Source organism: Paenibacillus ferrarius, from assembly GCF_002027705.1.
Taxonomy (GTDB): domain Bacteria; phylum Bacillota; class Bacilli; order Paenibacillales; family NBRC-103111; genus Paenibacillus_E; species Paenibacillus_E ferrarius.
The window spans coordinates 150,124-175,344 of the sequence record NZ_MBTG01000056.1 but is presented as its reverse complement, the minus strand read 5'-3'; the positions used below and the strand labels follow the sequence as shown (position 1 = coordinate 175,344).

Here is a 25,221-nt window from a genome sequence, read left to right as displayed (position 1 = left end):
CACTAATTCACAAGAATTACTTACGCCAATTTCCTCTTAACTCTGATTACGTGAAGCCCTTGCTCTAGGTATTGAGAAAGTGGTGTCTTTGAAACCATTTGCTCTATCCTTGTTAGCTTTGTATCACTATTTCTAAATAAAGATTCAACCTTATTTCCAACAATATCATCAACATCGTATCTTTCGTAGAACTCTTCTACTTCTCTATAATAGTCCACTTCGCTCTCGTATCTTTCCCGCGGGATATAATCCTCACGTCCTATGTACATTAATGCCTCAATCAAGATAATATCAGTAAGATCAAACTTACTTAAGTAGCTATTAACTTCTACATCTGCTAAATAGCTTGATACCCCATTATTCAATTTCCTTTGATACTCTTTAGATAAAGCAATTAGCTTTTCAACTTCAGGTAATATAGCTTTAATTCGCTCACGATTCAATAGATATTCTTCCTCTCCTACGTTAATAGTTTAATATTACCATATAAAATTAAGAGGATGGAACGCTGCAGATAGAGTTTATAATTTGTATTAATTCTTTAGTAAGTGGAGTGGAATTGTGGAATCTGTAAGTGGTGAACTTTGTGAATTTGCAGATGAGATTTTGGGGTTATAAGAACTCAGTTATCGACTCTAGAGAGGGTTATTCCCTTTGAAAGTCTTAGTGAAAAAGAATACCTTCTCTATAGTCGATAACGAAACACTTATAAGTTTAATTAGAAGATTTCCCTATTTGAATCAATTTCTTTTTAGCCAATAACAGATTCGGACAAATCCTTATTAGATTTAAGAGATAACACAGCTTCATGTTCGACTACAGTTAGATATTTCTCATCCAGACTGCATAATATCTCAATTTCTTCAGAAGGCAACATAATCTCCTCGACTATATCAGCTTTTGTCTTAACTTTGGCATCAATAAGCATGATGATACCACGTTTAAGTAGGTTAGGTTCACTAATTTCTATGATCTCGTCAAGAGGTTCTCTTTTACGCATTTTTTTCATTGACATTTGCTTTTGAATTGAAGTATATCTACTTTCGCTAATTAATCCAAGATCGCGACTTCTTCGTACCATAGCTCCAATTGACACATTCCATATTTTCTTTAGTTCAATAAATCCTTGAATAGTGGTAGACGTTATTTCTATGCTTTTTCTAAACGTACTCTCAGTTAATAGAAAACAGGATGCAAATTTATCAGCTTGGGCTTCCATAAGTTTAAATTGTTCTTTTGGTAACTCTGTCTGATTATCCACATCAAACTTATGCATTAGAATATGGCCTAATTCATGAGCTGCATCGAATTGTCTTCTAACTGCACTTTCCTTATCTTCCGCTAACACAATCATTGCTTTATCGGGTTGCCTAAATTGACAGAATGCATCAACATTATCAGAATCTAATTTTATTGAAGAAACAATTATGCCATTCTTCTCCAAGACATTTATCAAATTAGTAATAGGTTTATCACTCAGTCCCCAATAGGAACGAACGTGTGCTGCAAGGTGTTCAATTGAAACATCATCCCATATAGAATCTTCATAATTACTCAAATCTGGTAAATTTAATTCTGGGAAGGTAATAAACTTTTCCAAGTAATCCCTGATATGTGCAATCCAATTTGCTCTGATTTTCTGCATATCTCTTAAACGATTTGTAGCAGAGGAATTGGCCCTGAAAAAAGTATTACCTTCAAACCGATTTCCCATGTCTGAATAAAAATAATACCTTGGAAATTTCAATGTATTAATTATTCTCATTAAAACTTCGGCTTTAGGCGGGTTTATATTCGCTTCATACTGAGAGATAGCTTGTTTTGAAACATTAATCATTTTAGAGAGTTCAATCAGAGTATATCCTCTAGCTAGCCTTGCATCTTTTAAAGCCTTACCATTAAATGCTGTCCCCATCTAAATCATTCTCCTTCTTTATAGGAGAAACTACATTCGGTTTAAATTCAAGAGGTATTTCTGTCTCTTGTATGTTTTTCTCTATTGAACTAATGTAAACTACGTTTGTGTCTGATCCGAATGTACTTTCTTCTTCTGGTAAAAGCTCGGCTGGAACATCGTTTACACAAGATCTAAAAAATCCAGTAATATCATCTCGGAATATCCAATTTTCTTGATCAGGAGCTAGTGCGCCAATTTTTATTGTAGAATCAGTATACTTCCGACCATCATATGTAACAATCCAAGTGAAAGGAAGCGTTGTATGATCTAAGACAATGGGTGCAATTGTATCATTAAATGTTTGAAGTATTGCTTCTAGTTGTCCTATTGGTTCTGACTTAATACTATGTATTTTCAAACGATCATTATGATATGCTGAATAATTGCCACGGAATCGAGACTTAGTTGGAAGGTCTTCTCCCTCACGTAAATGCATGACAATTACATTCACATTATTCTCTTCTATCTTTATTACAACGAATTCGTGATTTGCTGAATTTTGGATGACAACAGATAAAGATGAGTCAGTTGCCTCTATTGTTTCCGCAATCTCGTCACTCACATATGTGGCTCTTTGATTTGGAAGATAGTTCTTTGCAGTTCTCTTCTTTTTAGAGTTTTCAATTTTTGCTTTATGCTTCTCCAGACCCTTGTAAAGCCCAATCATGATAGTCTTTAATTGTTTAGTAGCAGGACTTAATTCGGGATGTTTTTCAGTAATCATCATGACTGATCATCTCCCATATGTTTTCCTAACAATTAGAATAAGCCAAATATTAGATGATGTCAATTAAAATCGCTTACTTTTTTCTGTTTTTGTCTAGTAATAATTTATTTAACACTAAAAAGTAAAGAAATCATTACTTTTATAAGATTAAAGATCAAGTTCAATAAGTATTCAACGGGTACCTTCTTTAAGGAAGAACCCTCCCCGATTATGTAAATGAATTGAGAGTTGAAAAAAATTTCTTTTCATTGTATACTGTTAAAGTTCCCATATGCAGGACGGTAGCTCAGTGGGAGAGCATTACCTTGACAGGGTAGGGGTCGTGGGTTCGATCCCCACTCGTCCTATACGAAAAAAACTACTTGCGTATTAAATTGCAGGTAGTTTTTTTCTTTTGTTTGATTTTAATGAGACAAATAGCTTTTGCTCTAGCACCGTTTTTACTGTATATCTACTTACAGTGGGAGAGCACTATCTTGACAGGGTAGGGGTCAGTGGTTCGAGCCCACTACAGGTCATACCACAAAAACGATTAAACCCTTGATGCATAAGGGTTTTTTTGTTGCGTATTTTTCCATTTACATCTACAGTTAATTTCGGGGGCATAGTAGCTAGAACATTAGCTACCACACCCCAAATAAAGTTTTATGCTTTCTTCCGTCTACGTTCATCAATTAAAACTTTAAGTAAGATCAGGTCTTTGTACGTTAATGTCTTATCTCTTGCAGCTTGAACCCACTTCCAGTCTTCAAGATGCCCCTCATTGTAAGCACAACCTAAGTAAGTATTTAACTCATCCCATACCCATTGTTCATATTCAAGTACTTTATTCATTAAATCTTCATCCGCTTCTAATTCAGGTAGCTTTGCACCATTCAATAAATCGTTAATACTCAATCCAAAAGTCATTTCTAAATGTGGATTATCAATCAGCGTTCCTGTCCAATCTCCACCCCAAGAAAACCCCAATGATTTACCTATCTCCGCTACTCGTCTCCACTTAGAATTAACAGTCCAAAGAACATTATATCCATCATCGGCTAATAAGGCGAAATCGATTGCAATTCCATAGTTATGATAACTGAATCCAGCCTTAGCGTTTGTTATGATGGGTCCAGAGGTTGTTCTACCTTGAGCGTATAACGCTGCTTGTTCTTCAAATGTGCGCAATCCTTGAACGATAACAATATTGATACCTTCGTTGAATGCCGCGATAATGAGTTGTCGTGCCCCTTGGGCTACAATAGGATTCAATTTACTTATTCTTGCTTCACTCTTCGATAGGATTTGATTTAGTTGCATTAAACCCCACTCTTACTTTTAAACAATGATTGGATTACTTTACTATCAAGGGTAATCCCAAACACAAGAGTCGCAATAGCACTTACTACATCAGCCCAAAATTCTAATTCAGCTTCAGGTAGTTGATATCCGTAATGACCTGCTACCTTATTGGCAATTCCTAAAATCACAAATAGCAGTGAAACGTAACGTAGTACTTTAACTTTATCAATATTCATTTTTCATTCTCCTTTTTTATTTATAAATAGCAATGATGGCTACAACCACCGCGGCTATAGATGGCAGAATGCCCAACCATACTGGAAGATTTGATTTATTTGATTGTTTCTCTAATCTTATTTGATCTATAGCCTTTTGAAGTCCTTGAACATCTTTGTCTAGTGACTTTAGTTTTTCATCTAATACTTCTTTTGTTATATAATTCTCATGTTGATTCGTGAGCATTTTTTTCATGTCAAATACTGCTTCTTTTACAGCCCCTACTTCAGTTTCTAACTTTACCAAACGTTCACCTTCGTTCATTTCGCTTCCCATTACTGTCAGCCACCTTCTTATTGAAAACAAATAGAGCGTCTGACCGACGCCCCTTAAATTACCACGTATGAACCACACAGTTAATAATTCACCATTAACCAATCAAAAAATTCAAATAGTCTTTTTCATCCTCGCTAATCAGTTCTACATTTGCATAAATCATAATCTGATCTTTAATTTCACTAAAATCTGATTCTCCTGATTCCTTCTTATTAAATATCATTTTCTCTATCTTTTCTTTAATCATTCAGTCAACTCCTACATAATGAACACATAACTTCTCTTCTGCTTACCCTTTCCACCAATAACCAACCTAATTCCAATATCACTAAACCATATCTTTTTAACTTCCATGTAAACCAGCAGGTCTTTAAACTTAGTTACGTGAAGTTCTAAAGGCAAGGAATCAAACTTTCTAACATTCATTTCAAGGTTCTTAAACGATTCCTTATTTTTAAGGACGAACATAGAAACATCTAAATTTCTACTAAACACATCCATGCTAATAAGTAAATCTGAGATAGCTTGTGTTTCAAATTCAATTGGGACTACAGAGTAATCACTTTTGTAGATTGATAGGGTTAAAGGCAATTCATTGAATCTTTTGCCTAATAATAAAAACTCAATCGGAATAGAAGTTCCTTGCTTATAGTAAAATTCAATTGGTATAGAAGTTCGTCCAATGCTAAATGAAACATTGAGATATTCATTTTTTCTCTTTAAAACGTTTGCTTCGATTTTAATAGAACTAGGCTTCATCACTGAAAACTCAATTGGGATGCCTTTTTTACTAACCGACATGTAAATTGGAATTTCACTAAGAGTCCTAACATTTAAACTAACGTCTAAATCTCTCTTACTTACTAAAAGTGAAAGTGGAATTGCCCTGATTGAGATTTTGGATTCCAATAATAATTCACTTATCGCTCTAACGTTGAATCGAGTTGGTAAACTATTCTGAGTCACATTCATTCCAAGTGGAATGACATCTTCCAGCAGATGACTAACCTTGAATTCCACAGGGATAGAATCACTTCTGACCTGTTTTACAGTCAAACTTATTGGTAGCTTATTAACAGTTATTCTTGACTCGACCCAAAGTTCACCTCTTATGCTTTTAACAAGCATGTTAATTGGCACAGTAGAATCTCTCATGTAAGTAATTACATTTACACTAATTGGAATAGACGAACTCTTTTTATTTAGGACAGTTAAAGATATAAGCTTAGTGCTTTGTTTTGGAACTCCAAATGTAGGATCGAAATACTCAACTTCTAAATTGGGAGGATATCCCCCTTCTTTAGAATGGAGTGAGATCAGTTTATCTAATGAGTTGTTAAATTCTTTTAATAGAATGCCATTATTCGTCCTAGAATCCAGATACCACTCTTTTATTACATCCGTTAATGTAAAAATAAGTTTTTCGGAACCTTTATCAACTTCTAAAATATCGATAAATTTTAGTCTTGATGGTTGATTGTCCCAAGTTATCCCATACTCATCAAAACTCTTATTCAATGTCGATATTTCTATATGGTCAATTGAATATATAGGATTTGCTGCATTGAGGTTGAGTTTCGCGCTAACAAAAGTTAAGCCCTTATCTAAAGTAGACAAATCAAACAACAAAAAAGACCTATACTTGTGTCCGTCCATATCAACACCAACACGCAACTGACTTCTATTACCATAGTTTAGTGTTGGAACACTTTCGTTAACATAAGCATCTCTAGCCACTTTAATAATCTTTTTAATTGTAGGTCTGTGAGCTACTTCAACGACACCCTCCATTTGATTGTTTGGAGGAATTGCTACTTGAATTAAGATAGAACTGCTTAACGAAAGACGGATGCCAGCCGTTAAAGGTAAAAATACCTCTAAGGGTCGTTTCACTAGATACTTGCCTTCCATGCTATTAATGATTATATATGCCATCGCTTACCACCAATCCATTGTATTGCATTGGAACTTCTAAACTGAAATATTTGCCTTTGCATTAATTTTGAATAGAGATCCACCATTAGCAAACATTTGAGTTTTAATTCTAATGTAAATTTCTACATACTCTCCACTTTTGAGAACGTTATCATAAATAAGCGTATCAGAGTCTAAAAAACTATCTCCACTGTATTTGCTCATCTTCACATCCGTGTATTGTGCAATTTTGGATTTATCAAATGACAACTCAATATTTTTAACTGGAAAATAGTTCTTATTTACAATCCGAATCGTGGCAATGTCTGAATTGAATCCTGCTACAAGCATACCAAAATCAAGTTGTTTGATAACCGCCCCTGAGTCAGTTGAATAGTATGAACCAGAAGCATCACTAAACATGATCCCATTGTAATCACCTGTAAAAGTAAGTGTAAGAGTAGCCACAACTCCAAACTCATCTTTAACATTAATGGTGCACGTATTACTCTTACCAATTAATACATCTGTTGTATCAAACTTATAAACTATTGGAAATGGGACAGTTTGGGGTGGTGACCAACCACCATCTTCAGGTGTTACGACTTTCCCATTTAATAAAATCTGGTACTGAATGGTGTCACCATCAGGGTCATCAAGTGTGACAGATAAAGTGTTATAAGAGATCGCACCCATTATAAAGACGGGAGACTGATTGAACAATAAAACCTGTCCAATGCTTGAAATAATTTTATTATCAAGTTGCTGAGCTTCAACTTTTATGTTGTATGGATTAAGTTTATGCACGTATCCTGCAGGTACAGTAACAGAAGTATCCGTATTAGTTGTTTTCCAATTAGACCAATCTGAAAGGATATCGTCGGGATTGTTCGGTGTAGAAGTATCATCTATAGTCACTTTGTATTTATAATATCTATCTTTTGGAATACCAGACATGCTTCCATTAACGACTGTATTTGGATTGGTATTATATGCTAAGATAGTTGGGTTTGGAATATTCTTGATTAAATTTCTTCGACCTGTGACGTTCATAGATACTTTCATATTTTGATTTCCTGCTAAAGGATCATCTGTATAGCACAAAACCTCTATTGATTTTCCTTCCCATACATCTGCAAGTGTAAATGGATTAGTTTCAAAGTTGAATTGTACTTCTGCTTTAACAAAATTGTCAGTCCAACAGTCAATTTCAACAATTCCAGTTAATTGTGACCAAGCAGATTCTGGAATTGTTGAAATGTCATCCATACCATTATTTAGATAGTCTGTTTCTGTTGGTGTAGCTGAAACTACTTCCCACGATGTTCCATTGAACTTCCTGTAATAGCCATTAGATAGAACTAATATTTTAAAACTAAAAGTTTTATACAGTTTTATTGTTTTGTTGCTATCAATATCTATTGCATCAAATTCAAATATTCTTTGACCAGTTGCATCAGACACACTTATCTCAACGTTATGCTCAGCGTCAACTAAATCAATCTTTTCAAATAGTAAAGTCGCATTCTGAGCAGAACCATTTGCGGAATAAGTATAGGCGACATCATCAATTTTTAATGTTATTGCACTATTCCTATCCGTTCCCCTGTAAGAAATAATTCTAATCTTACTACCAGTAAAATTAAATTTAACGGAATGAAGCGTAGGGGTTAAAGTGTATTTAGCCGAATTTCCTGAGTAGATCGCACCTGAATTCGACTGCCATGATGCACCTGCATATGTGAAAGAGCTATCCGTTTCTTCATATCTTTTCCATCCTGTTTCGGGTGCGCTTAACGTTTGTCCCACTGTTGCCATTTTATTTCACTCCCCCTTTCAAACATAAATGTCATTATGTTCTACGTGATTGTAACTTTCTTAATTTTAATTTGTGATGTGTCAATCGATTGTTTGAGCACTTTACCACTACCAAGTGCAGTATTATTAGATATTAATGATATTTTTTTTGAAAGATTTTTTGTGAGATCAAATACTGTTGTCTTATCTACCCCTCTATTAATGAAATCATTGTCGCTAGGTGTTTTTGTTCCAAGAGAAATAAAATCAAAATAGGTTTCCATCATTTCTATTTCAGAAATATTTGTATAAGAAGAATGACCATTATTGTTCGAAATATAAACCCTATATCTTGAATAAGCACTACTATTTGAAAATGAAAATACTTTTTTTGTACCTACGACCCAATCTATGACATTTGTTCGTGTGTCCAATGAAATCCAAACAATGCCGTCGTTCGAGCCTTGAAAAGTCCAATCCTTAGGTGCGGCAGAGAAATGATAATTTACAATTAGCGTATATTTTGCAATTATTTTTGGAGTGACAAATTGGTATGAAATCCATTGATTTGCTAATCCTGTAAGCCACCCATTTCCTGTTGTCAATCTATCAAAGGCTTGCCAATCATAATTAGCAGCAACAATCGAACTTGAGGCAACAACACCATTGGGAAGGGTGGTTGAAGTCATTGCTGGAATTGTATTCAAATTGGGGTCAGCAAAATTCATAGAACAAACTTCTCCACCTTCCAATGAAATCAAGAATTTATTATAGTACAAATAAACTCCATATAATGTGTTATTAACATATTCATATTCAACATACGTACTTCTCTTTACAGAATCTACCATTGAAAAAGATGCATTTATTGGTGTCGCTGTATCAAAAATACAATTTTTAAACACCAGATATGTTCCTGAGCCAGTAACACCTAATAAATTAAAAAATACACAGTTAGAAATTTCTGAAACTGTTGTTGTTCCATAGTTTAATTGAACCGACATAGCTGAACCCATATTTTTATATAAATTCTTGATAATGCATCTTTTAAGGATCACTTTATTTGAATTAGTCCAAAAACTCGCGTTTGCTGAATTTGTACCACCATCAATAATACAAGTATCAAAGGTATTTAATATTGTTCCACCACTTGTATTTAGAGCTCCAACATTTTTCAATTCAATACAGTAAAATGATTTATTCTGGGTAAAACTTGCTGATTTTGTTTCTAAATCTATTGTTGCGTAAGTGCGATCAATAGTACTGGATAATTTATAAATTCCAGATGTAAAAACTGTGCTAGTGTACTTGTACACGCTATTTGGTACTAGTCTTATTTCGTCTCCTGCTCCAATAGAAGCAAAAGCCTTATCTAGAGTTTTGAATGCTAATGCTAAACTTGTTCCATTTTTTGAATCTAACCCATTAATTCCATCAACATAATATATTGACATTGGCGCATCATCCCCTAAAAATGCAATCTTAGTAATTTAAGTCCAACCAACCATAATATAGATCTATTAATTCGAATATTGAACTGCGCTAAGCCATATTAATTGTTGCGCATATGTTCCCATTTCCAATCATTCTTTTTAAAGAATATTTTTTTCTTTCGTAAGTATTACTATTTAAACAAATTGAATCGTAGAAAGTCTATCAAATAAATCAGGAACGCTTTTCTTATATATGAATCCACTTCCCAGACCATTGGCATAATTTAAATTCACAGTCGTACTAAGTTCTCCAACAATCGAATTATCTGTAAAACCCTTGCTTAAAAATAAAGACTCCGTTGGATTTCCTGTTCCTACTTGTACAGCAGATTTAGATACGCTATCCACTGAAAATAAAGCGTCAGATCCATCCCCACTTTTAATCAGCAAAGCTGTCCCATTGTTGACTTTTAAATCGGTAAATTTGCTGTATTTTTCTGAGTCTGTCTTAACTTCAGTAACTTTCCCTGTACCTAATGGATAATTTGTAGATTCTAAAACTTTTGTAATAGTCTCTTGTCCATAATTAGGGGCAGTAATTTTGAATGGAAACACATAATTAGCGTTCTTGGGCACTGTGCCATTTATCTTCTCCACGATAATCTGAGCATCTTGTATGCTCATATCACATCACCTCATTCTATATTTCTATATTCCAAGATAGTGCTCCACCAATGTTTTTCTCTAGTGGTGCTTCGAAATCAGCAAATCTAAAACGGTTTTTTCTAACAATTAATTTTCCATCTAAACTTGTATCACTAACCAAATGAAACGTGAAATAAGCGGGTGAATCCAATGGAACATGCATGATAACTTTGAAAATAAATTTTACACCATTCTCTTCAAAAGAAGCCTTATAACCAAAATGGTATTCAGATATATTGCTTACATTCATTTGGCTGCTAAAGTTGGCATCTGAGAACATTGATTTATATGAAATCACATCATTGTAAAACGTATCAGCGCATGATAAATTGTATTCTACATTATCAACCAAATAGGAAAATTGAAATGCATTACCTGCGATATTAAAAATGCCAGTTGGAGTATCATAGTAGAAGCGATACCCACAACCGATATATCCGAATCTAATTAAATAGCCCTTATTAATACGTTCAAAGTCGTTTTTTTCAAAAGTTTGATAATTATACTCTGGATAAAGGCTTCCATCTAAGTACTCTGAAACCCAATAAAAATCCCTACTCACAAATGAATAGGGATGGACTTTTTCTAGCATATTCAATTAATAATTCACCTCAATGAATGAATAAAGTAAATTTTATTCTTAACCAGTGATCTCATATCCTACTCTTAGTTTTGCTTGCACCAGTCCTGCTCCAGAAGAAGCAGGTACAACCATTCTTAACTGGAAGATGCTATAGTTCTTATCATTCCCTGCTGTTGCCATATTCCCATCATTTATGTTACCCTCAACAGTGCCTGTTGCTGCAGCCGATGAAGCAGCTTTAATTGGCATTTCGACAGCCGTTAGAACTCCTGCGTTATCGACAGCTCCAATAGCAAATGGGTTAGCGCCAACTGGAAAGTGTCCCTTTACCCATCTTTCTTTTACAAGAGGTTGATTAAAACCACCACTCGTATCTCTAGTACCAATTGTGCAATTGCGCATCGTTTGCGCGGCTTGAGTCCCACTTTTATTATTCCATATGATAAATTTTTTTAAGGTTAAGTCACTGTTTCCATCTGCTTCAACTGTATTCAACTGCCACATTGACAATGGGCGAGTCCCTTGTGCCGCATCAATTTCACTTACATATTCGTACCAAGATACACTAGGTTCATTAGCCATTATTTAAGTCCTCCTTAGATTTTAACTTCTATTTGTACTACTAAATTCGCTAATCCTGTTCCAATTTTCTTCACGTTAACTCTAAAATAATCGTTCTTGTTTACTTGTGGGATAACAATTTGTCTTTCGTGATCGTCAACTTTCTCTCCATAATGAATAGATACATTTCTAGATAAAATATTTGCCCATGGATTTTTAGCCTTATAGTCAGCTTCACTTGCTTTTTCAATTTCAATTTCTGTGACATCACTACCCTCCGTACTACACGAAGCTGTAATATCTGTAATCTCTCCATGATAAGGAAACTTTATCTCTATTTCTTGTAAACCTGTATCAATTACAGAGGCAAACATAAAAGTAATTGTCTTAGTTCTGAAGTAATCAGGAAGCACATTTTTCGCATCTTCTTGAACAAAGTTGACTTGTGCATTAGGTTCGATTGCTTTCAACTTTACGTAGTCACTGAATCGCATCAATCCATCAAGTGTACTGTTAACAAGTGGAACAGCACCAACCATATTCCCAATATCCTTCCATTCAGTTCCATCGAATCTATAAACAACACCTGTATCATCCATTGAGACAGTCCATCCAGTTTTAGGAGTAGGATATGTCGCTTCTAACACGTCGCGAGATGGAACTGAATGCTGCCATAAGAGAATGGATTGATTCCTAGCATCAATTGCTAAGTCACGTGCATTCAATGCTTCAAGGGCGGCTGATACTGCATTTGTTGTGGCAACTATAGATTTGGATGTTGCAATGTTCGTCTCTTCAGTAGCTAATATTGCGTTATCTCTTGCTTTACTGGCATTATCTGTAGCAGTGTTAGCATTTGTTGTAGCTGCTTCAGCATTGCGAATAGCTACTTTCACATCTTTAATGACCATATTTGCTTGACTGATCTTAAGCAAAGCTTCATCAATAATGTCTTGAAGTGTTTTAACGACATCAGGATTTCGACTCACTATAGCGTAAATTCGAGATGCAGGATATAAGATTAAGCCGCGACCCTTGGATTCGCATAGTAATGTCTTCCCTTCTTCAGAAGGATTAAATTGAATGTTACCATTCGAATAATTCACCAAAAACTCATTGCTATTAATTAAGTTTTGTACTCGGAATATATCATTATTTATTTCTGTATATCCTGAGATCTTTACTTTGTGAAATTCGGATGGAATTTCTAATAAAGTAATTTGATTATTGATTACTGGTAAGGAATCTAAGCGATCTTTATATGGATCATTTGGAGTCCCTGCACGATATATAATACTAAGTGGATCATTATATTCGAGATATGTTTGTAATTCTGGCAAGGTTTCACCTCCTAACTGCCAACAAAAACATTTGAGCTTCCACCTTGAATGGAACTTACAGTGCCAACACATGTGGTTACTTTCGATCCATTAAATGCCACTGGGCTTCCATTCACAAATATAGTAGAACTTCCACTTGTTACAGCTCCTGTTCCTATTCCATCAGTGCTTGGACTTGCGCTTACAAGTTCAGATTCAAAGCCTGTATTTGTCCAACTTTCATTCGTAGTACTTGAGGTCGTTGCTACAGCCTTTCCATTTACATGTACGCTCGAAGATGCAAATACTGTACCCATGTCAACGGCATTAGAATTTTGCGGGTATTCTTTCCAAGCATAGTCATCCACATAGTTATTACATCCCCCATCTTCATCTCTGCTTGTGCATGTTTGAGTCCCAGTCTTTTCCCATTTTCTATACCTGTATGATATAAACCCTGCTGCAATTGTTTGTGCGATAGGAAGTCCATGATAAGCAGCTTCTGACAATTAATTCACCTCCTTTGTGAGACAGGTAACTTAAGTATTAATTCAAATCAATTCTAGCAGCAGTCATTTGGATATTCCCAACCGCATTGAATTTCATATTTGCTTCAGAGTTAATATTCATATCTGCCGCAGATTTTATTGTAACTTCTCCATTCGAATCAAATATCAGTTTTGAACCACTGCTATGTTCAATAGTGAGATTCCCACCCTCCGCGTGAAGATTGAAGTCTTTCGCGAAAGCCTTGATTAGTGATTTTTCAGCATAAAGACTGATTTTATCGTCAACAAATTTAATACTTCTCTCATCCGCAATATTAGAAGTGAAGTACTTAAACTCCATACTTCCATTTCGCTTCTCAATATGCCCTTTCCCAGATTGGTAACCATCAGCTCTTTTGTGTTGACCATCACCTGCACCAAAGTTATCTACAATAATAGAATTTTGCCCATTACCACTAAAACTAGTCTCTCGTTTAATGTTAATGTCTTGTCCTTCGCCTTCAAATCCATAAGAATATGCAATTAATGATTTACCTAGATTTGCAATAGTTAACAATTGTCTAGTTGAATCAGTCCACCATAATAGATTGTTTAAGGAATCTTTTGCTTGTTCCTTTTTCACCACTTTTGCTGTAATAAACTGAGTTGTCTTACCATTAATTTTAATGTAATCAACATATTGATTTTTATCAGCATCATTTTCCAAGGTTACTAAAGAATTCACTTTGAGGTTAGCAATATACCCATCCTCAGCGGTGATATTATGTGTTGCAATCTGCTCTGCAGTCAGCTTGTTAACACCTTCAATGTTCATGTTATTGAGGTATAAAGTACTATTTGTGGTTTCCAGGAGAGGCTTTCCTGCCCCGTTTTTGATGGTTAATTTGGACATTGTAGCTTCACCTTGAAGATTAACATGAAATGGTGAAAGTTCGTATTGATCGTGCCCTAGCCATAATCCGATCGTTGGAAACATTTTTAGCACGTTATTACCGCTACCAATAGTAAGATCAGATCCAACGATATGCCCATCTCTAAACCATGAGTTCTTAATCTCGGCAGTTTCCGCGAACAGCTTGTTCATCCACACTTTACCCAAATAATCTGCTCTTAATGGAGCTGTTCCCCATACCGAACTACCTAGCGCCAAACCAGAGTCATCAATGGTAAATACTCGTTCTCCTTCACCAGCTTGGAAATGGCCTTTTAACGTCAAATCTCCGTTCGCATTCGTAAAAAGCTTATCCATCCAATACGGAACTTCTGATGTTCCATTATTCTTCTGAATGACAAAACCTCGAATAGCATCCATGATCGTCCGATAGCCTTTATCAGATCGAGTGAAAATGAGGCCTTCGTTATCAAGTTGAATATCGTTGTTTAATTTCCCAACGGCATGATCAATTTGAAGTTTCTTAATGTTTAGAAGCCCATTTGAGTCAAGCCAAGCAACTTTCTCAAATTCCGATCCTTTTTTAGTCTCAATGACGTAACCTTCTTCACTATCTATCCGGACTCGGTTAGTAACGATGGTGTCATTACATGCAGTTGAGGCATATCGATTAACAATCATACCGAACTTATCAGGGTTAGCATCATACAAACCTAATTTCATGGCTAATCTTCCACAGCGATCTACAATCTCTGTGCTTGCCCCAGTAGTTGTCCAAATCCCATCGTCATCGCCAATGACCACTCGTTCAGTAAGGAGAATTTTACCCATCAACCGCTCAGCAATAATGCCATCAGCCGTAATCGCTGTTTCATATTTTAAACCGCTGCTCCGACTTAAACCCATCGCTCCATGTGTGAGACGAATCAATCTAGAAGGATCATTGGGATCGATAATTGTAATACCTTCTCTATCGAGAGTCACATATTCGTTGTTAGCCATATTAATTTCATTGGTTGTCTTATTCCAGAAGTTCTCCAATATCTGACTAATCTCACCAGTACTATGGATAGTCTTGCTCCATTTATTCTTATTCAAATCAATCGTTACTGCAGTATGGATTCCCTTTTGCACAAACTTCTCAAGCTTCCTATCGGCATCATTGATTTCCTTAATACTGGCAATTGTTAGCGAAATATTGGAACTCTCATAATCAAAATTGATTTCAGTAATTTTGGCTGTGACTTTAATGCCTATTTTTTCATAAGCAATAATAACCTCGTCGCCTAAGTTTAATTTAGACCAATTTCTCTGTTCTTCCACAATCTCCAAGAAATTAACAATATCAATTTTGATACTCGTTTGTGGCTTTCGCAATTCATCAAACTTTTCTTGAGCAGCTTTGTATAAGTCTTTGGGATCAATATACTTGTCATCTACAAATTCGCGGCGAATGATATAGTCACTTAACTCTTCTAATTGCATAGGTGTAAAATTATTAGTTGAAGCAAGCAAGGTTTTCAATTCCAGAATATTAGCATCAACAACACTAATTTGGCTTTTCACGCTGTTAATTTCATCTTGTTTAGCAGCAATTTGCAACTCTTTATGATCGACGCTGTATTTATTAATCAGCATGTCCTCATTGTTTACTGTGGTATGTTCATTTTCAGTCGTATTCGCGATCTGAATAAACAGTTCTGTATTCAAAGCAGATCCACTTACTTGAACACTTGCAGATGCAACACCTTTTATTTTGCCTAGTACAGTCCATTGATCTGCAGTAACACTTTTAGCAACTCCATCAAGTTTTACTGTAATGTTATCTACGCTTGATACTTTACACATGACAACATATGAAAGAGCCGCAGATTTAAGAGCTGTAACATAAGATTTAGATAGTCCCAAATACAACTCTTTATAAAACCACATGTTATTATCAAATTGCTGCAGGGTTCGGATATCAATCGCTTCTTTCAAGTCATTCTGGAGATTGAGCATTTCTTCATCTTTCGTCGATTTAGTACTTACTAGAGCTTCTTTACTCGTCAAATAGGTGTTAAACAAACCCTGTTTACTTTCAAGTAGTTCGTTATAATCGAGTAGCGCATGACAAAGGCTGTCACTCATATAATAACTTGAAGTAATCACTTGTTTTTGTGCATCTCGATCGAATGGATAAACAAAATAGCTGAAATCTTGAATGTAGGATTGTCCTGTGCTGCTGACTTGCTCAATTGACAATCCGTCTTTCCCGTAAGCGTCTAATTGCGTTACCATTTCATCTGCATTGTGTTCTCGACTTAATGACTTTAAGTAGTGCCCATATGAGAACTTCAAGCCTCTGTTTAGACCTGTAAACTCAGGCTTTATTAAGCTAAGTGTTCGATTCACGGTATTCCATAACACTACTGCATTAAAAGTCTCTGCAATCTGATAAACAGCATCTAAGACAGTATTACTCGCAAAGTCAAAGTCACGATAGGTTAATTCATAGTCAGCATCGAGAACATCAATTGTCCACAAGGTTTGCGTTAATACCGCATTTAATGCTTCTTTCGCATTTTTAGATTCCAGGACAAGATTTCTAAGTGTTTTGTCTTTTAATCCATATGCGAGTGAAAAAGCTTCTACAGATTTGATATCTCCAGTGTCACTCATGCTATCTATTAGCTTGTCGATGATAAACCATTCTTCTTTGTTTCCTAATTTGACCTTAATGAGGTATCGTTCTCTAAGAACATCAATATGTTTATTCCAAACATTTTTATGATCAACGGATATCTCATAGGGCAAATCAAAGGATAATTCATTCACAGAAGTCAATTTAACATTGTGCTTTATATTAAAAGCCTCGCTAAGTTTAGCAATAATAGTCCCATCTGGCTTAGATAGAAATAGTTGTGGCTTTATCGGTTTTTTATTTGGGTCAATTTCTCCTATCATTCAACCCCCTACTTTCATCCTTGTTTTACTACATACTCACTTTTAAATCTAATCTTTGCATTCCCTTTAATTCGAAGTATGTTTACTCCATAAGGAAAGCTAAGGTGGTTGTCATTGAAATCCTTATACCTGTACGTATTGGGTAAACTTGTTTCAATTTCTTCACGTTCACTATTCACATACAAAGATTCTAGATCGATCAAATTAGTAAATTTAAACTCATCATTTCCTTTGGATGTATTGATAATTGTGAAATCTCCATTGCCAATTTTGTCAATCCATATCTCAGGTTTAACATTCAGATCACCTTTGTTGTTGTATGTAATAACAGGCTCAAAATAAAAACCAATACTCTCAATTGTTGGAGTAATGGTTTTATGGGTAGTTTCAGCAATAAACCGATATTTAATTTTAGCTTGATATAAAGGAGTATTAGCGTAGATATCTGGAACAGAACCCCCATGAATAGCAAACTTCCACCCCTCCCAGTTGAAGCCATTATCAAATGATACATTGGTTTGCACCTGTAGGGATGTTCCCAAAGGAACTGTTGCATTCCACGTAATCTTTGAAATCACACCATCCCCATCTAAATTAATAGCTATGTCAGGTGAGGTGTAAAACCCTTTATAAGCGGCTAAATAATTCCAAGTTGCAATAGTAATCACCTCACATATCTATTAATCCAAATTGCTTAAAAAGGGCAGAAGTACCCATCTCTTGCCATTTTGCAATGATGTGGCATGTCCACTGAACCCCGTTATCTGATGTAATACTTCCTTCACTGGTTAACCACGTAGGTTCCGTAATTCCACTTACCCCCGAATTTTTACATATATAATAACGATCATTACTTAGACTAGGCTTCACAATAGTATTCAAAGCATATGATTTAGTTACTTGCCATACTGAAGCACCTTTAATATCCTCTATAATAGCTCCAGAAGTAGTGGGAAACGTTGGCTCTGTGACTGCACTCATACCTTTCTGAATGCATTGATAATAGTGTCCATTATTTAATGTCGGTACAATTAAGTCACCTAATACAAATGGGTTTAAAGCCGACCAAGCACGCGCTGCCTTACCAGATCGGATTGTAACCCATCCCATTTTACCTCCAGCTACAGGTGACAATTCCCATCTAATTCTAGGAACTAGCCAATCACCTGATATAGGCATACCACTACCATATATGTCAGCAACGTCATCGATTTTCTGAAAGTTACTTGCTAGATCGGCAATTGTTTGGTGAATCTCAGTATCTAAATCCGGCTTAATTAAATTTAAATTTGTCGTGTTGTTCATCATGACTTCCCCTTTCTCTACACATCAATCCATTTTATAGCTGAAGAGTGGCCTGACCACTTTGGTTTCACTGGATTCATAATCAGCTTGTTTTCACTATCCATAATCAAATTCTCTGATACTCCATCTGCAAAAGTTTGCTTTGTAATTGTTAGTGGACTATCATGCCATTCATAAGTTTTTGAAACAAAAGACCGTGAGTATGAAAAAGGACCATCGCAGCGAAAAGTGAGTTCCACATAACCTTGCTTTAGTCCATTGTGTAGAAGTTTAGAATCAGAGACTAACATACAATAAAATACCCGCTCCGTGTTTGAATCTGTAAAAAACGGAGCGTAATAATCGGTATCCAACCATCGTGCAACTTCACGAATTTTACTTTCATCATAATTGTCTTCAAAAGCAAAAGTTAACGAAAACTCTAGAGGAGCACGCACAACCTCTTGAAGGTAAGGCTTATCTTTACCTCTGACTCTTGTCTCTTTGATATCCTTATTAGCAACAAATTGCTCATCAAATAAACCACCGCCAATTTTACAATTCAGCAATCCATAGTTGACTGAATACTTGCCATCAAAAGAGAAATTAGTGCCTTCTAGCATAAATTATGTATTCACCCCTCTCAAATTAAGACTTTTCATAAATCCTTTTGCAAAATCTTGGCCTCCTTTTTCATCACCAACAAGTTTATCGATATGGAAATCAAAATGATAAGTTGAATCTCCAGATTCCCTATTAGAACTGCTCATTTGAAAAGTTGGGATCGTCGGCTTCAAAGTACCCATAACTCGACTAGCGATATCACCAATAAACTGCATCGGATCATTGAGAACAACCTCTCCCTTTTTCAGGATAGACAGCAACTCATTCGGATTAAGCTTTAGTACTTTTTCTACCCAACTCTTTTGCGTTGTTCCTTCAACTCCAACTTCTCCACCTTCATGATATAGTGGTAATCCATTCTTAAACCATGTTCCATTGTCGTATTTTACGTTATCCCCAAGTTCGGCTGCCCAATTTCGATTCGACTGTTCTAACTCTTTGCGTTTATCAGTATCTGCATCTGACCAAGCACCACTATTCTGTTTCATCATTTCTTTAATATGCTTTTCTCTGTCGTCCGTAGGAAAGTAAAAACCATTACCATTAGAACCACTATTAGAATTACCATTGGTTGGAGAAGTGCTACCAGTTGATGAGGAGTACTGCATGCTACTTGCTTTCGTTAATTTTTCAATTAAATCATCAATCGTTTTAATAATTCCAGTCTGCATAGAGTTCGCAATATCCGAAAACTTTTCGCGCATAGTCACAGACAACTGCTCAATTGTACCAGAAGCTTGGCTTATCTTATCACTGATATTTTCACTTATGCTTGTTCCGATTATCCCACTATTGCTAGTAAGAAACGTTTGAAAACTTGCAAAGTCTTTCTTAACGCGATCAAAGTTGCCTTTAGCAATTTCCTCACGTATCTTAGCAAATTCTCTTTCATTATTAATTAGATCATCATAGTACTGATCCATTAATGTCTTTTGATTTTCAATTCCTATTTTAGTTTTTTCATAAGCATCATCTTCAATGGTTTTCTGAGCATCTGACTGCTTCTTTTTCTCATCGAGCTGTTGTTGAAGATTATCTTTTTGCAGTGTGATAGATCGGTCAGTTGTAAATTTATCAATTTCTTCATTTTTAGCATTCAACTGATTTTGCAGATCAGCGCGCTTAGCTTTGGCTTCCGGAGAATCATTAAGTGATGAAATGCTAATCTTATTAGTAATCTCATCCCGTTCTTTTTGAAGCTTTGCCAATTGTTTATTATAATCATCTTTACTGGCTTGATCATCTAAAGCTTTGATTTTAGCATTAATCAACTCATCGTACTTGTTCATCTCATCATCAAGCATTTTAATTTTAGCTTTGTGAGTCGTTTCAAGTGCTTCAAGCTCTTTCTCAGTAGCTTTAGCCGCGGCTTCCTTTTGCTTCTCATACATATCCTTGTAAATACTAACAACATCATCAGCAACTGTCTTCATTTGATCACTCAGTTGTTGGGCAATATTGATCTGATTTAGGATGGATTTTCGAAGTTGATCATTTAAATTTTGCCAGTTTTCATTACTCAAATTTACTGCTGACATGGAAGAACGGATTACCTTTTCTAGATTCTCTTCAGCCTTCAACTTATCACTCATAAGACTAACTTGCTTGGATAATTCCATTGTGTAGTCAGCGGAACCAACAGTAAGCATAGACATTTTACTTTTGGAAGCAGACAGCGCATCATCGTAATTACTGACTTCATGAGTAGCCTTATTAATTTTCACACTTATAAGATCCCATGAGGCACTAGCTACATCTTTTTCTGCTTTCAATCGTTCTGCCTTACTCAATTCAGTGATACCGCGTTCTTTCGTCCAGTTCTCATCTAACATTCGTTTACGAGCATCAAGAACCATCTGAGCAACCTCAATCTCTGTATGACCCGTAAGACGCATACGTTCAGATTCTTCGCTCATCCAATTCTCGGAATTTCCTAGATGAGATTTTTTCAAAGCATCCTTTGCCTGAGCTAGATTATTATTGATTTCATCTTGTTCTTCAATGGTATATTGGTCTCGCTTGTCGCTCATCCGCTTCCAGGCATCGAATACCATCTGAGCTACTTCCACTTCAGACTGGCCAAGCAACTCCATGGAAGACTTTTCATTATTGATCCAATCTTTGGAGAAATTAAATAGCGATTCCTTCAGTTTCTTTTCAGATTGTTCAATATTTACCTCGTAATCCCACCAAGAGTTCGAAAGCTCTGCCAGCTTGCTTTTTGTCTCATCTAATTGTTGGGTTATCTGATTTTTCTTTTCCTTGTCTGAAGTCTTTGAAAGTTGACTTTCCAGCTCTGTTATTTTGGCTCGAACAGTTAAACCTTCCTCGGATGTTAATTTAAGCTTTTCTTTTGCTATTTCAACTTGTTTCGATAATTCATCACGATACTTCTCCGAAGTTTCTGTGTAGCGAGACATGATAGATTCGGACTCTTTGAGTTGTAAGTCGAGTTCCTGCAAACTGTTTTTATAGGCATCGATTTTATATTCCTCAAAACTTGAAGATCCGGATGAAACTTCCGATTTAGGAGCACTCGCAGGAAATTCAATAGGTTTACTAAGAAAATCCATTAAGATTTTTGTTTGTTGCATCTTCTCTTTTGCTTCAGCTTGCTCTTTAAGTTCTGCTGAAGTTATTGGACTAAATTTCGCTGGATTATTTTCTTCTGGAATTTCCTTTTTACCATACTTTTTGATAAAATTTGCGTCTTGGATTAGAGGGTTAACTGGATTGATTCCCTCGTAGAAGTTTTTATATAATTTACGTTTTGTTTCCAAAGCATTATAGGTGTTTGTAGCACTAGTATTTAAACTTATGGCTTCCGCTAAGGCAGTTTTGCGCTCTTCACCTGCAACCCATTGTAAAATCTCTCCCTTGTCTTCAATGAGTCCATTATGCTTAGCCAGATAATCCAATAACAATGGATGCTCATTGGACAACTTTAATGTCTCTTGGGTAGACAGTTGTTCCCCTTGCTGAAGCTTTTGATAAGCGGATGCTAAAGAAGAGAAAGAACCATTTGAATCTTCCGCATATGATTTTAATTTACTTAACCTGTCAGCAAACTTAACTGTATCATTTGACGCTTTGTCACTTGAGGGACTGGAGCTATTCATCGTTTTAATGAAATCTTGTAACTCTTGATCAGTTAGTTTTAAATTACTTCTCAATACACCCAAAGCAATTGAGTAAGCCTTTTCTGATTCAGGTGTCTTTTTAACACTTTGAATTGTTTGGAGATTCTTAAGCGCATTCCCAATATCAAAGATTTTTTTGGAAGCATCTTTAGGTTCAATTTTATCCAAATCTAAGTTATCAATAATATTTTTATAAGATTCAATACCAGCAGTATTTGGTTTCATCCCAGACATTAAAGCAGTAGTAGAGGTTATTTCATCTTTTAGTTTACCAGTCATACCGGTTAACTGTTGCTCTAGTCCAAGCTTTCTCATCTGTAAAGTAATCAATTCAGACTCAGGTATTTTGATCGCTGTTGTTCCAACAATAGTAAAGCCAAGAGTTAATTTAGAATCTATTCCATCGATTTCATTCTGCACTTTTTTTCTGCTGTCAATAATCTCTTTAACATTATTTTCAGAATTAGCAATTTTTTTACCGCTCTCTAAAGCTGACAATTTTCCAGCATAAGCAAGTTCTTGTTCAATCGCTTTAGCATTTTTAAGATGAGCTTGTCCTTTTTGGTCTACGGAAGCCGCAAGATTCGGCAAAAGAGAGGCCAATTGATTTGAAATTTCTAGATACCGCTCATCTTGTGTCTGAGTTCTATTCTTAATTGAATTTAAATTATTATATTCAGCAACAAGTAATTTAATATTATCTTGCTGTGTGTACCAACTATTAGCAATAACACTTTGCTGGTCAGCAAGTGCTTTTTCTTCGGCCTTTTTCTTTTGGATGACTTCAACAAATTTAGATATGGCAAAAGTGACACCTGTTATAATCGCTAACGGAAGCAACGTTGTAGCAAGAGTAATAAGTGAGGCTGCAAAAACATTCGCAGCTGCTGCTGAGTATCCTAAAGATGTCATAAAGCTCACTATTTTTGCACTTAACTGACTAATTCTAGTAGCTGAGACTCCGACAAAATTTAAAAACCAATCACCAGCAACCTTCAACTTTTTAAAAGCATCACCAACAGAAGAAATTGCCACGACATAATCAACTATTTCTTTCACTGATTTCGATGATTCGATGAAGTTACTTTTATCTGGAGTAACAGCGCCAACTGTCTTCGCAGCATCCGAAACACCCACCTTCTTCTGCTTCTCGGCAACAAATTGCTTCTGAGCCTCCGTTGCATCCTTCAATGCCTGGGTCTGTCTACTAAGCGTATTCGTATGGTTATTTACTACATAGTTCTGAGCTTGAATGGACTGTGTAATCTGATTAATTGTTCTATTATAAGTAGTTAACATATCAAGGATTTTCGTGTTCATATCCATTTTGATTTTAATCTTTTGTAATCTCGGATCATTTTCCAACTCTTTGATAGCTTTGTTAAGTTCAGTTAGAGACGCTGGTTTATTTAAAATTGCTTGAAGCAGAATATTGAGATTTTCCCCTGCCATTATAGGCTTCACTCCTTTGTTTTCTATTTCTTCGTCCAATCTCCTACACCATTCAACTGATGTAGAATGTTCGAATAAGAAATTTACTTTTCGATGTTTTCTGGAATCGGATTGGATAATGCTTGAATGATTTTATTGAATTCTCCGACCTCTGCACCCGTAAGATTCACTCTTCCAAGAAAGATGGTTAAATTTTTTAGGGTTGTTTCATCCATTTCATATTTAGACATTGTATTTCCTCCTTTTATGTCATTGGGTCATTTAAGTGTTTTCCTAGAAGCTCACTATTCTCATTTGCTTTATCGAGCAGCTTTTTAATTTTTTTCAATTGATCCTCGGGGAAGGCTTGCATAATTTGCTCAAGTAAATCCAAATTGATGAGTTCCTCACAAATAATAATCATTTTTTCGATGTCAGTTGGGATATTGTTTAAGTCTGTAAAATGTTTGAGTAATAACATGTAGTAAACAAACGTCATATCTTTAAAAGTTTTAAAACCGATTTGTCTCTTTTTCAACTCTTCGATAATCTCCATATAATCAACGACTAATTTCTGAATAGATGTCGTCTTAAATTCCTTATAAATATGTAAGTAATCGCCATTGGATAAGGTGATCTTTGTTTTTTCATTAAAGATTTTGGTATGATCTTTCTTCATAGCCGTAAGTGTTAGTTTCTTTGCCACGAAATGTGTCCCCTCCCGTTACTAAATTTAATAAAAGACAGGAGACCTAAGTCTCCTGTTTGCAGTTGCTATTCTTCCAACAAATCAATAATAACCATCGATTGTGATTTGTTATCCTTTAGAATTTCAGCTTGGAAACTGAACGGCTTAGGTTCGCCGGACATTCCCATCGAAATCGTGAAATTCGGAGAAATTTTCATCTTAGGAATGGTATACAAGGCAGGTACATCTACACCATCCTCATTTCTCCAAAGTGTTTCGGCTTCCAGAAAATAAGTTCCTGGGAACTTATCCGCATCGATTGAAATCGTTTGAGATTTAGCCGGAGCATCAACATAATAATCCACAATGACCAAATCTCCTACCGCCGGAATGGCTCCTGCAAATTTGGCTTTCGTGACAGCAGCAGCCCCTGTTCCGGTCGTAGTAACCGTAGCAGTCAGCTTTTCGCCAAGGCTTGAGCCGTCTTCTGTTTTATAAAACAGTGTCAAATAGCCGGCAACAGCTGTTGGTTTCGATGACAAAATGACAACTTTATCCGAAGCGTCACTAGTAACCAGAATTGCTTCCTTTTTATGTACAGGTTTGGCCGTTGCCGTAAATGCGCTGCCTGTCAGTACACCAAAGGACTCCTTCGTGATCAAAGCAGATTCCATTTTTTGTGTAATCTCTTTATCAGAATCCCAACCAATCCGCTTAGCGGCGCCTCTTCCGCCTTTGGCCCAAACCGTTGTTCCTTTTACTTCGATATCCGACGTTGTAAGAGATTCAAGGTAAGCCACTGGCTCCTTGGTTTTAAAGTCTTTAATAACAACATTACAAATTTCACGTGATCCGTATTGCATAGTAAATTCCTC

The 25,221-nt window shown here is 35.7% G+C and carries 23 protein-coding genes and 1 tRNA gene; 1 reads left to right on the top strand and 23 read right to left on the bottom strand.

What is annotated here, in order from left to right; all coding sequences use genetic code 11:
- Positions 1–20: 20 nt before the first annotated feature.
- From BC351_RS36020 to BC351_RS36010, 3 genes are all read right to left on the bottom strand, one after another.
- Positions 21–443, bottom strand: coding sequence for a DUF3775 domain-containing protein (locus BC351_RS36020; protein ID WP_079420191.1), 423 nt, complete (start codon positions 441–443; stop codon positions 21–23).
- Positions 444–751: 308 nt separating this feature from the next.
- A complete protein-coding gene (locus BC351_RS36015; protein WP_079420189.1) occupies positions 752–1,915 on the bottom strand; it encodes a helix-turn-helix domain-containing protein in 1,164 nt (387 codons plus the stop codon).
- Entirely contained in the window at positions 1,899–2,684 is a 786-nt protein-coding gene (locus BC351_RS36010; protein WP_079420187.1) for a hypothetical protein, read from the bottom strand. The genes BC351_RS36015 and BC351_RS36010 overlap by 17 nt, the downstream gene beginning before the upstream one ends.
- A 275-nt stretch (positions 2,685–2,959) precedes the next feature.
- Between BC351_RS36010 and BC351_RS36005 the strand changes: the two genes are divergently transcribed.
- Positions 2,960–3,031, top strand: a tRNA-Val gene (locus BC351_RS36005).
- Between the two features lie 298 nt (positions 3,032–3,329).
- On the opposite strand, the gene BC351_RS36000 is transcribed toward BC351_RS36005, so the two are convergent.
- The 20 genes from BC351_RS36000 to BC351_RS35915 all read right to left on the bottom strand — a co-directional run bounded on the left by BC351_RS36000 (position 3,330) and on the right by BC351_RS35915 (position 25,209).
- On the bottom strand, positions 3,330–3,986 hold the full coding sequence (locus BC351_RS36000; RefSeq protein ID WP_079420185.1) for a M15 family metallopeptidase: 657 nt from the start codon (positions 3,984–3,986) through the stop codon (positions 3,330–3,332).
- Complete coding sequence (locus BC351_RS35995) at positions 3,986–4,204, bottom strand: hypothetical protein (RefSeq protein WP_079420183.1); 219 nt, start codon at positions 4,202–4,204, stop codon at positions 3,986–3,988. The genes BC351_RS36000 and BC351_RS35995 overlap by 1 nt, the downstream gene beginning before the upstream one ends.
- 16 nt (positions 4,205–4,220) lie before the next feature.
- Positions 4,221–4,520, bottom strand: coding sequence for a hypothetical protein (locus BC351_RS35990; RefSeq protein WP_079420181.1), 300 nt, complete (start codon positions 4,518–4,520; stop codon positions 4,221–4,223).
- A gap of 94 nt (positions 4,521–4,614) precedes the next feature.
- Positions 4,615–4,767 (bottom strand): hypothetical protein, encoded by a 153-nt coding sequence (locus tag BC351_RS42570; protein WP_158082348.1) that lies wholly within the window; start codon positions 4,765–4,767, stop codon positions 4,615–4,617.
- Positions 4,768–4,778: 11 nt separating this feature from the next.
- Complete coding sequence (locus tag BC351_RS35985; protein WP_079420179.1) at positions 4,779–6,455, bottom strand: DNRLRE domain-containing protein; 1,677 nt, start codon at positions 6,453–6,455, stop codon at positions 4,779–4,781.
- A gap of 36 nt (positions 6,456–6,491) precedes the next feature.
- On the bottom strand, positions 6,492–8,252 hold the full coding sequence (locus tag BC351_RS35980) for a hypothetical protein (RefSeq protein ID WP_079420177.1): 1,761 nt from the start codon (positions 8,250–8,252) through the stop codon (positions 6,492–6,494).
- 41 nt (positions 8,253–8,293) lie between these two features.
- Complete coding sequence (locus tag BC351_RS35975) at positions 8,294–9,685, bottom strand: discoidin/SUN/FTP domain-containing protein (RefSeq protein WP_079420175.1); 1,392 nt, start codon at positions 9,683–9,685, stop codon at positions 8,294–8,296.
- A gap of 174 nt (positions 9,686–9,859) precedes the next feature.
- Positions 9,860–10,348 (bottom strand): hypothetical protein, encoded by a 489-nt coding sequence (locus BC351_RS35970; protein ID WP_079420173.1) that lies wholly within the window; start codon positions 10,346–10,348, stop codon positions 9,860–9,862.
- A 16-nt stretch (positions 10,349–10,364) separates the two neighbouring features.
- Complete coding sequence (locus BC351_RS35965) at positions 10,365–10,967, bottom strand: hypothetical protein (protein ID WP_079420171.1); 603 nt, start codon at positions 10,965–10,967, stop codon at positions 10,365–10,367.
- 42 nt (positions 10,968–11,009) lie between these two features.
- Positions 11,010–11,534 carry a hypothetical protein gene (locus tag BC351_RS35960; RefSeq protein ID WP_079420169.1) on the bottom strand — a complete coding sequence of 175 codons (525 nt, stop codon included), beginning with the start codon at positions 11,532–11,534 and terminating at the stop codon, positions 11,010–11,012.
- A 14-nt stretch (positions 11,535–11,548) separates the two neighbouring features.
- On the bottom strand, positions 11,549–12,853 hold the full coding sequence (locus BC351_RS35955; RefSeq protein ID WP_079420167.1) for a hypothetical protein: 1,305 nt from the start codon (positions 12,851–12,853) through the stop codon (positions 11,549–11,551).
- An 11-nt stretch (positions 12,854–12,864) separates the two neighbouring features.
- The gene (locus tag BC351_RS35950; protein ID WP_079420165.1) at positions 12,865–13,341 is read right to left on the bottom strand and encodes a PAAR domain-containing protein; all 477 of its coding nucleotides are present in this window, start codon (positions 13,339–13,341) and stop codon (positions 12,865–12,867) included.
- Between the two features lie 37 nt (positions 13,342–13,378).
- Entirely contained in the window at positions 13,379–17,179 is a 3,801-nt protein-coding gene (locus BC351_RS35945) for a phage tail protein (protein ID WP_079420163.1), read from the bottom strand.
- A gap of 14 nt (positions 17,180–17,193) precedes the next feature.
- On the bottom strand, positions 17,194–17,847 hold the full coding sequence (locus BC351_RS35940; protein WP_244209290.1) for a hypothetical protein: 654 nt from the start codon (positions 17,845–17,847) through the stop codon (positions 17,194–17,196).
- A 1-nt stretch (position 17,848) separates the two neighbouring features.
- On the bottom strand, positions 17,849–18,487 hold the full coding sequence (locus BC351_RS35935) for a hypothetical protein (RefSeq protein WP_144028638.1): 639 nt from the start codon (positions 18,485–18,487) through the stop codon (positions 17,849–17,851).
- A gap of 14 nt (positions 18,488–18,501) precedes the next feature.
- Positions 18,502–19,086: a phage tail domain-containing protein gene (locus BC351_RS35930; protein WP_079420159.1), complete on the bottom strand. Its 585-nt coding sequence runs from the start codon at positions 19,084–19,086 to the stop codon at positions 18,502–18,504.
- Between the two features lie 3 nt (positions 19,087–19,089).
- Positions 19,090–23,718 (bottom strand): coiled-coil domain-containing protein, encoded by a 4,629-nt coding sequence (locus tag BC351_RS35925; protein ID WP_144028637.1) that lies wholly within the window; start codon positions 23,716–23,718, stop codon positions 19,090–19,092.
- 44 nt (positions 23,719–23,762) lie between these two features.
- A complete protein-coding gene (locus BC351_RS42565) occupies positions 23,763–23,909 on the bottom strand; it encodes a hypothetical protein (RefSeq protein ID WP_158082347.1) in 147 nt (48 codons plus the stop codon).
- Positions 23,910–23,923: 14 nt separating this feature from the next.
- Positions 23,924–24,364 (bottom strand): hypothetical protein, encoded by a 441-nt coding sequence (locus tag BC351_RS35920; RefSeq protein WP_079420155.1) that lies wholly within the window; start codon positions 24,362–24,364, stop codon positions 23,924–23,926.
- A gap of 68 nt (positions 24,365–24,432) precedes the next feature.
- Complete coding sequence (locus BC351_RS35915) at positions 24,433–25,209, bottom strand: hypothetical protein (RefSeq protein WP_079420153.1); 777 nt, start codon at positions 25,207–25,209, stop codon at positions 24,433–24,435.
- Positions 25,210–25,221 lie beyond the last annotated feature (12 nt).

Excerpts from the sequence above, each read along its gene's own strand:
- BC351_RS35975 (WP_079420175.1), bottom strand. The coding sequence starts at position 9,685 with ATGTCAATATATTATGTTGATGGAATTAATGGGTTAGATTCAAAAAAT.
- BC351_RS36010 (WP_079420187.1), bottom strand. The coding sequence starts at position 2,684 with ATGATGATTACTGAAAAACATCCCGAATTAAGTCCTGCTACTAAACAA.
- BC351_RS35985 (WP_079420179.1), bottom strand. The coding sequence starts at position 6,455 with ATGGCATATATAATCATTAATAGCATGGAAGGCAAGTATCTAGTGAAA.
- BC351_RS35945 (WP_079420163.1), bottom strand. The coding sequence starts at position 17,179 with ATGATAGGAGAAATTGACCCAAATAAAAAACCGATAAAGCCACAACTA.
- BC351_RS35935 (WP_144028638.1), bottom strand. The coding sequence starts at position 18,487 with ATGATGAACAACACGACAAATTTAAATTTAATTAAGCCGGATTTAGAT.
- BC351_RS42565 (WP_158082347.1), bottom strand. The coding sequence starts at position 23,909 with ATGTCTAAATATGAAATGGATGAAACAACCCTAAAAAATTTAACCATC.
- BC351_RS35990 (WP_079420181.1), bottom strand. The coding sequence starts at position 4,520 with ATGGGAAGCGAAATGAACGAAGGTGAACGTTTGGTAAAGTTAGAAACT.
- BC351_RS35980 (WP_079420177.1), bottom strand. The coding sequence starts at position 8,252 with ATGGCAACAGTGGGACAAACGTTAAGCGCACCCGAAACAGGATGGAAA.
- BC351_RS35960 (WP_079420169.1), bottom strand. The coding sequence starts at position 11,534 with ATGGCTAATGAACCTAGTGTATCTTGGTACGAATATGTAAGTGAAATT.
- BC351_RS35915 (WP_079420153.1), bottom strand. The coding sequence starts at position 25,209 with ATGCAATACGGATCACGTGAAATTTGTAATGTTGTTATTAAAGACTTT.
- BC351_RS35995 (WP_079420183.1), bottom strand. The coding sequence starts at position 4,204 with ATGAATATTGATAAAGTTAAAGTACTACGTTACGTTTCACTGCTATTT.
- BC351_RS35970 (WP_079420173.1), bottom strand. The coding sequence starts at position 10,348 with ATGAGCATACAAGATGCTCAGATTATCGTGGAGAAGATAAATGGCACA.
- BC351_RS42570 (WP_158082348.1), bottom strand. The coding sequence starts at position 4,767 with ATGATTAAAGAAAAGATAGAGAAAATGATATTTAATAAGAAGGAATCA.
- BC351_RS36015 (WP_079420189.1), bottom strand. The coding sequence starts at position 1,915 with ATGGGGACAGCATTTAATGGTAAGGCTTTAAAAGATGCAAGGCTAGCT.
- BC351_RS36000 (WP_079420185.1), bottom strand. The coding sequence starts at position 3,986 with ATGCAACTAAATCAAATCCTATCGAAGAGTGAAGCAAGAATAAGTAAA.
- BC351_RS35930 (WP_079420159.1), bottom strand. The coding sequence starts at position 19,086 with ATGCTAGAAGGCACTAATTTCTCTTTTGATGGCAAGTATTCAGTCAAC.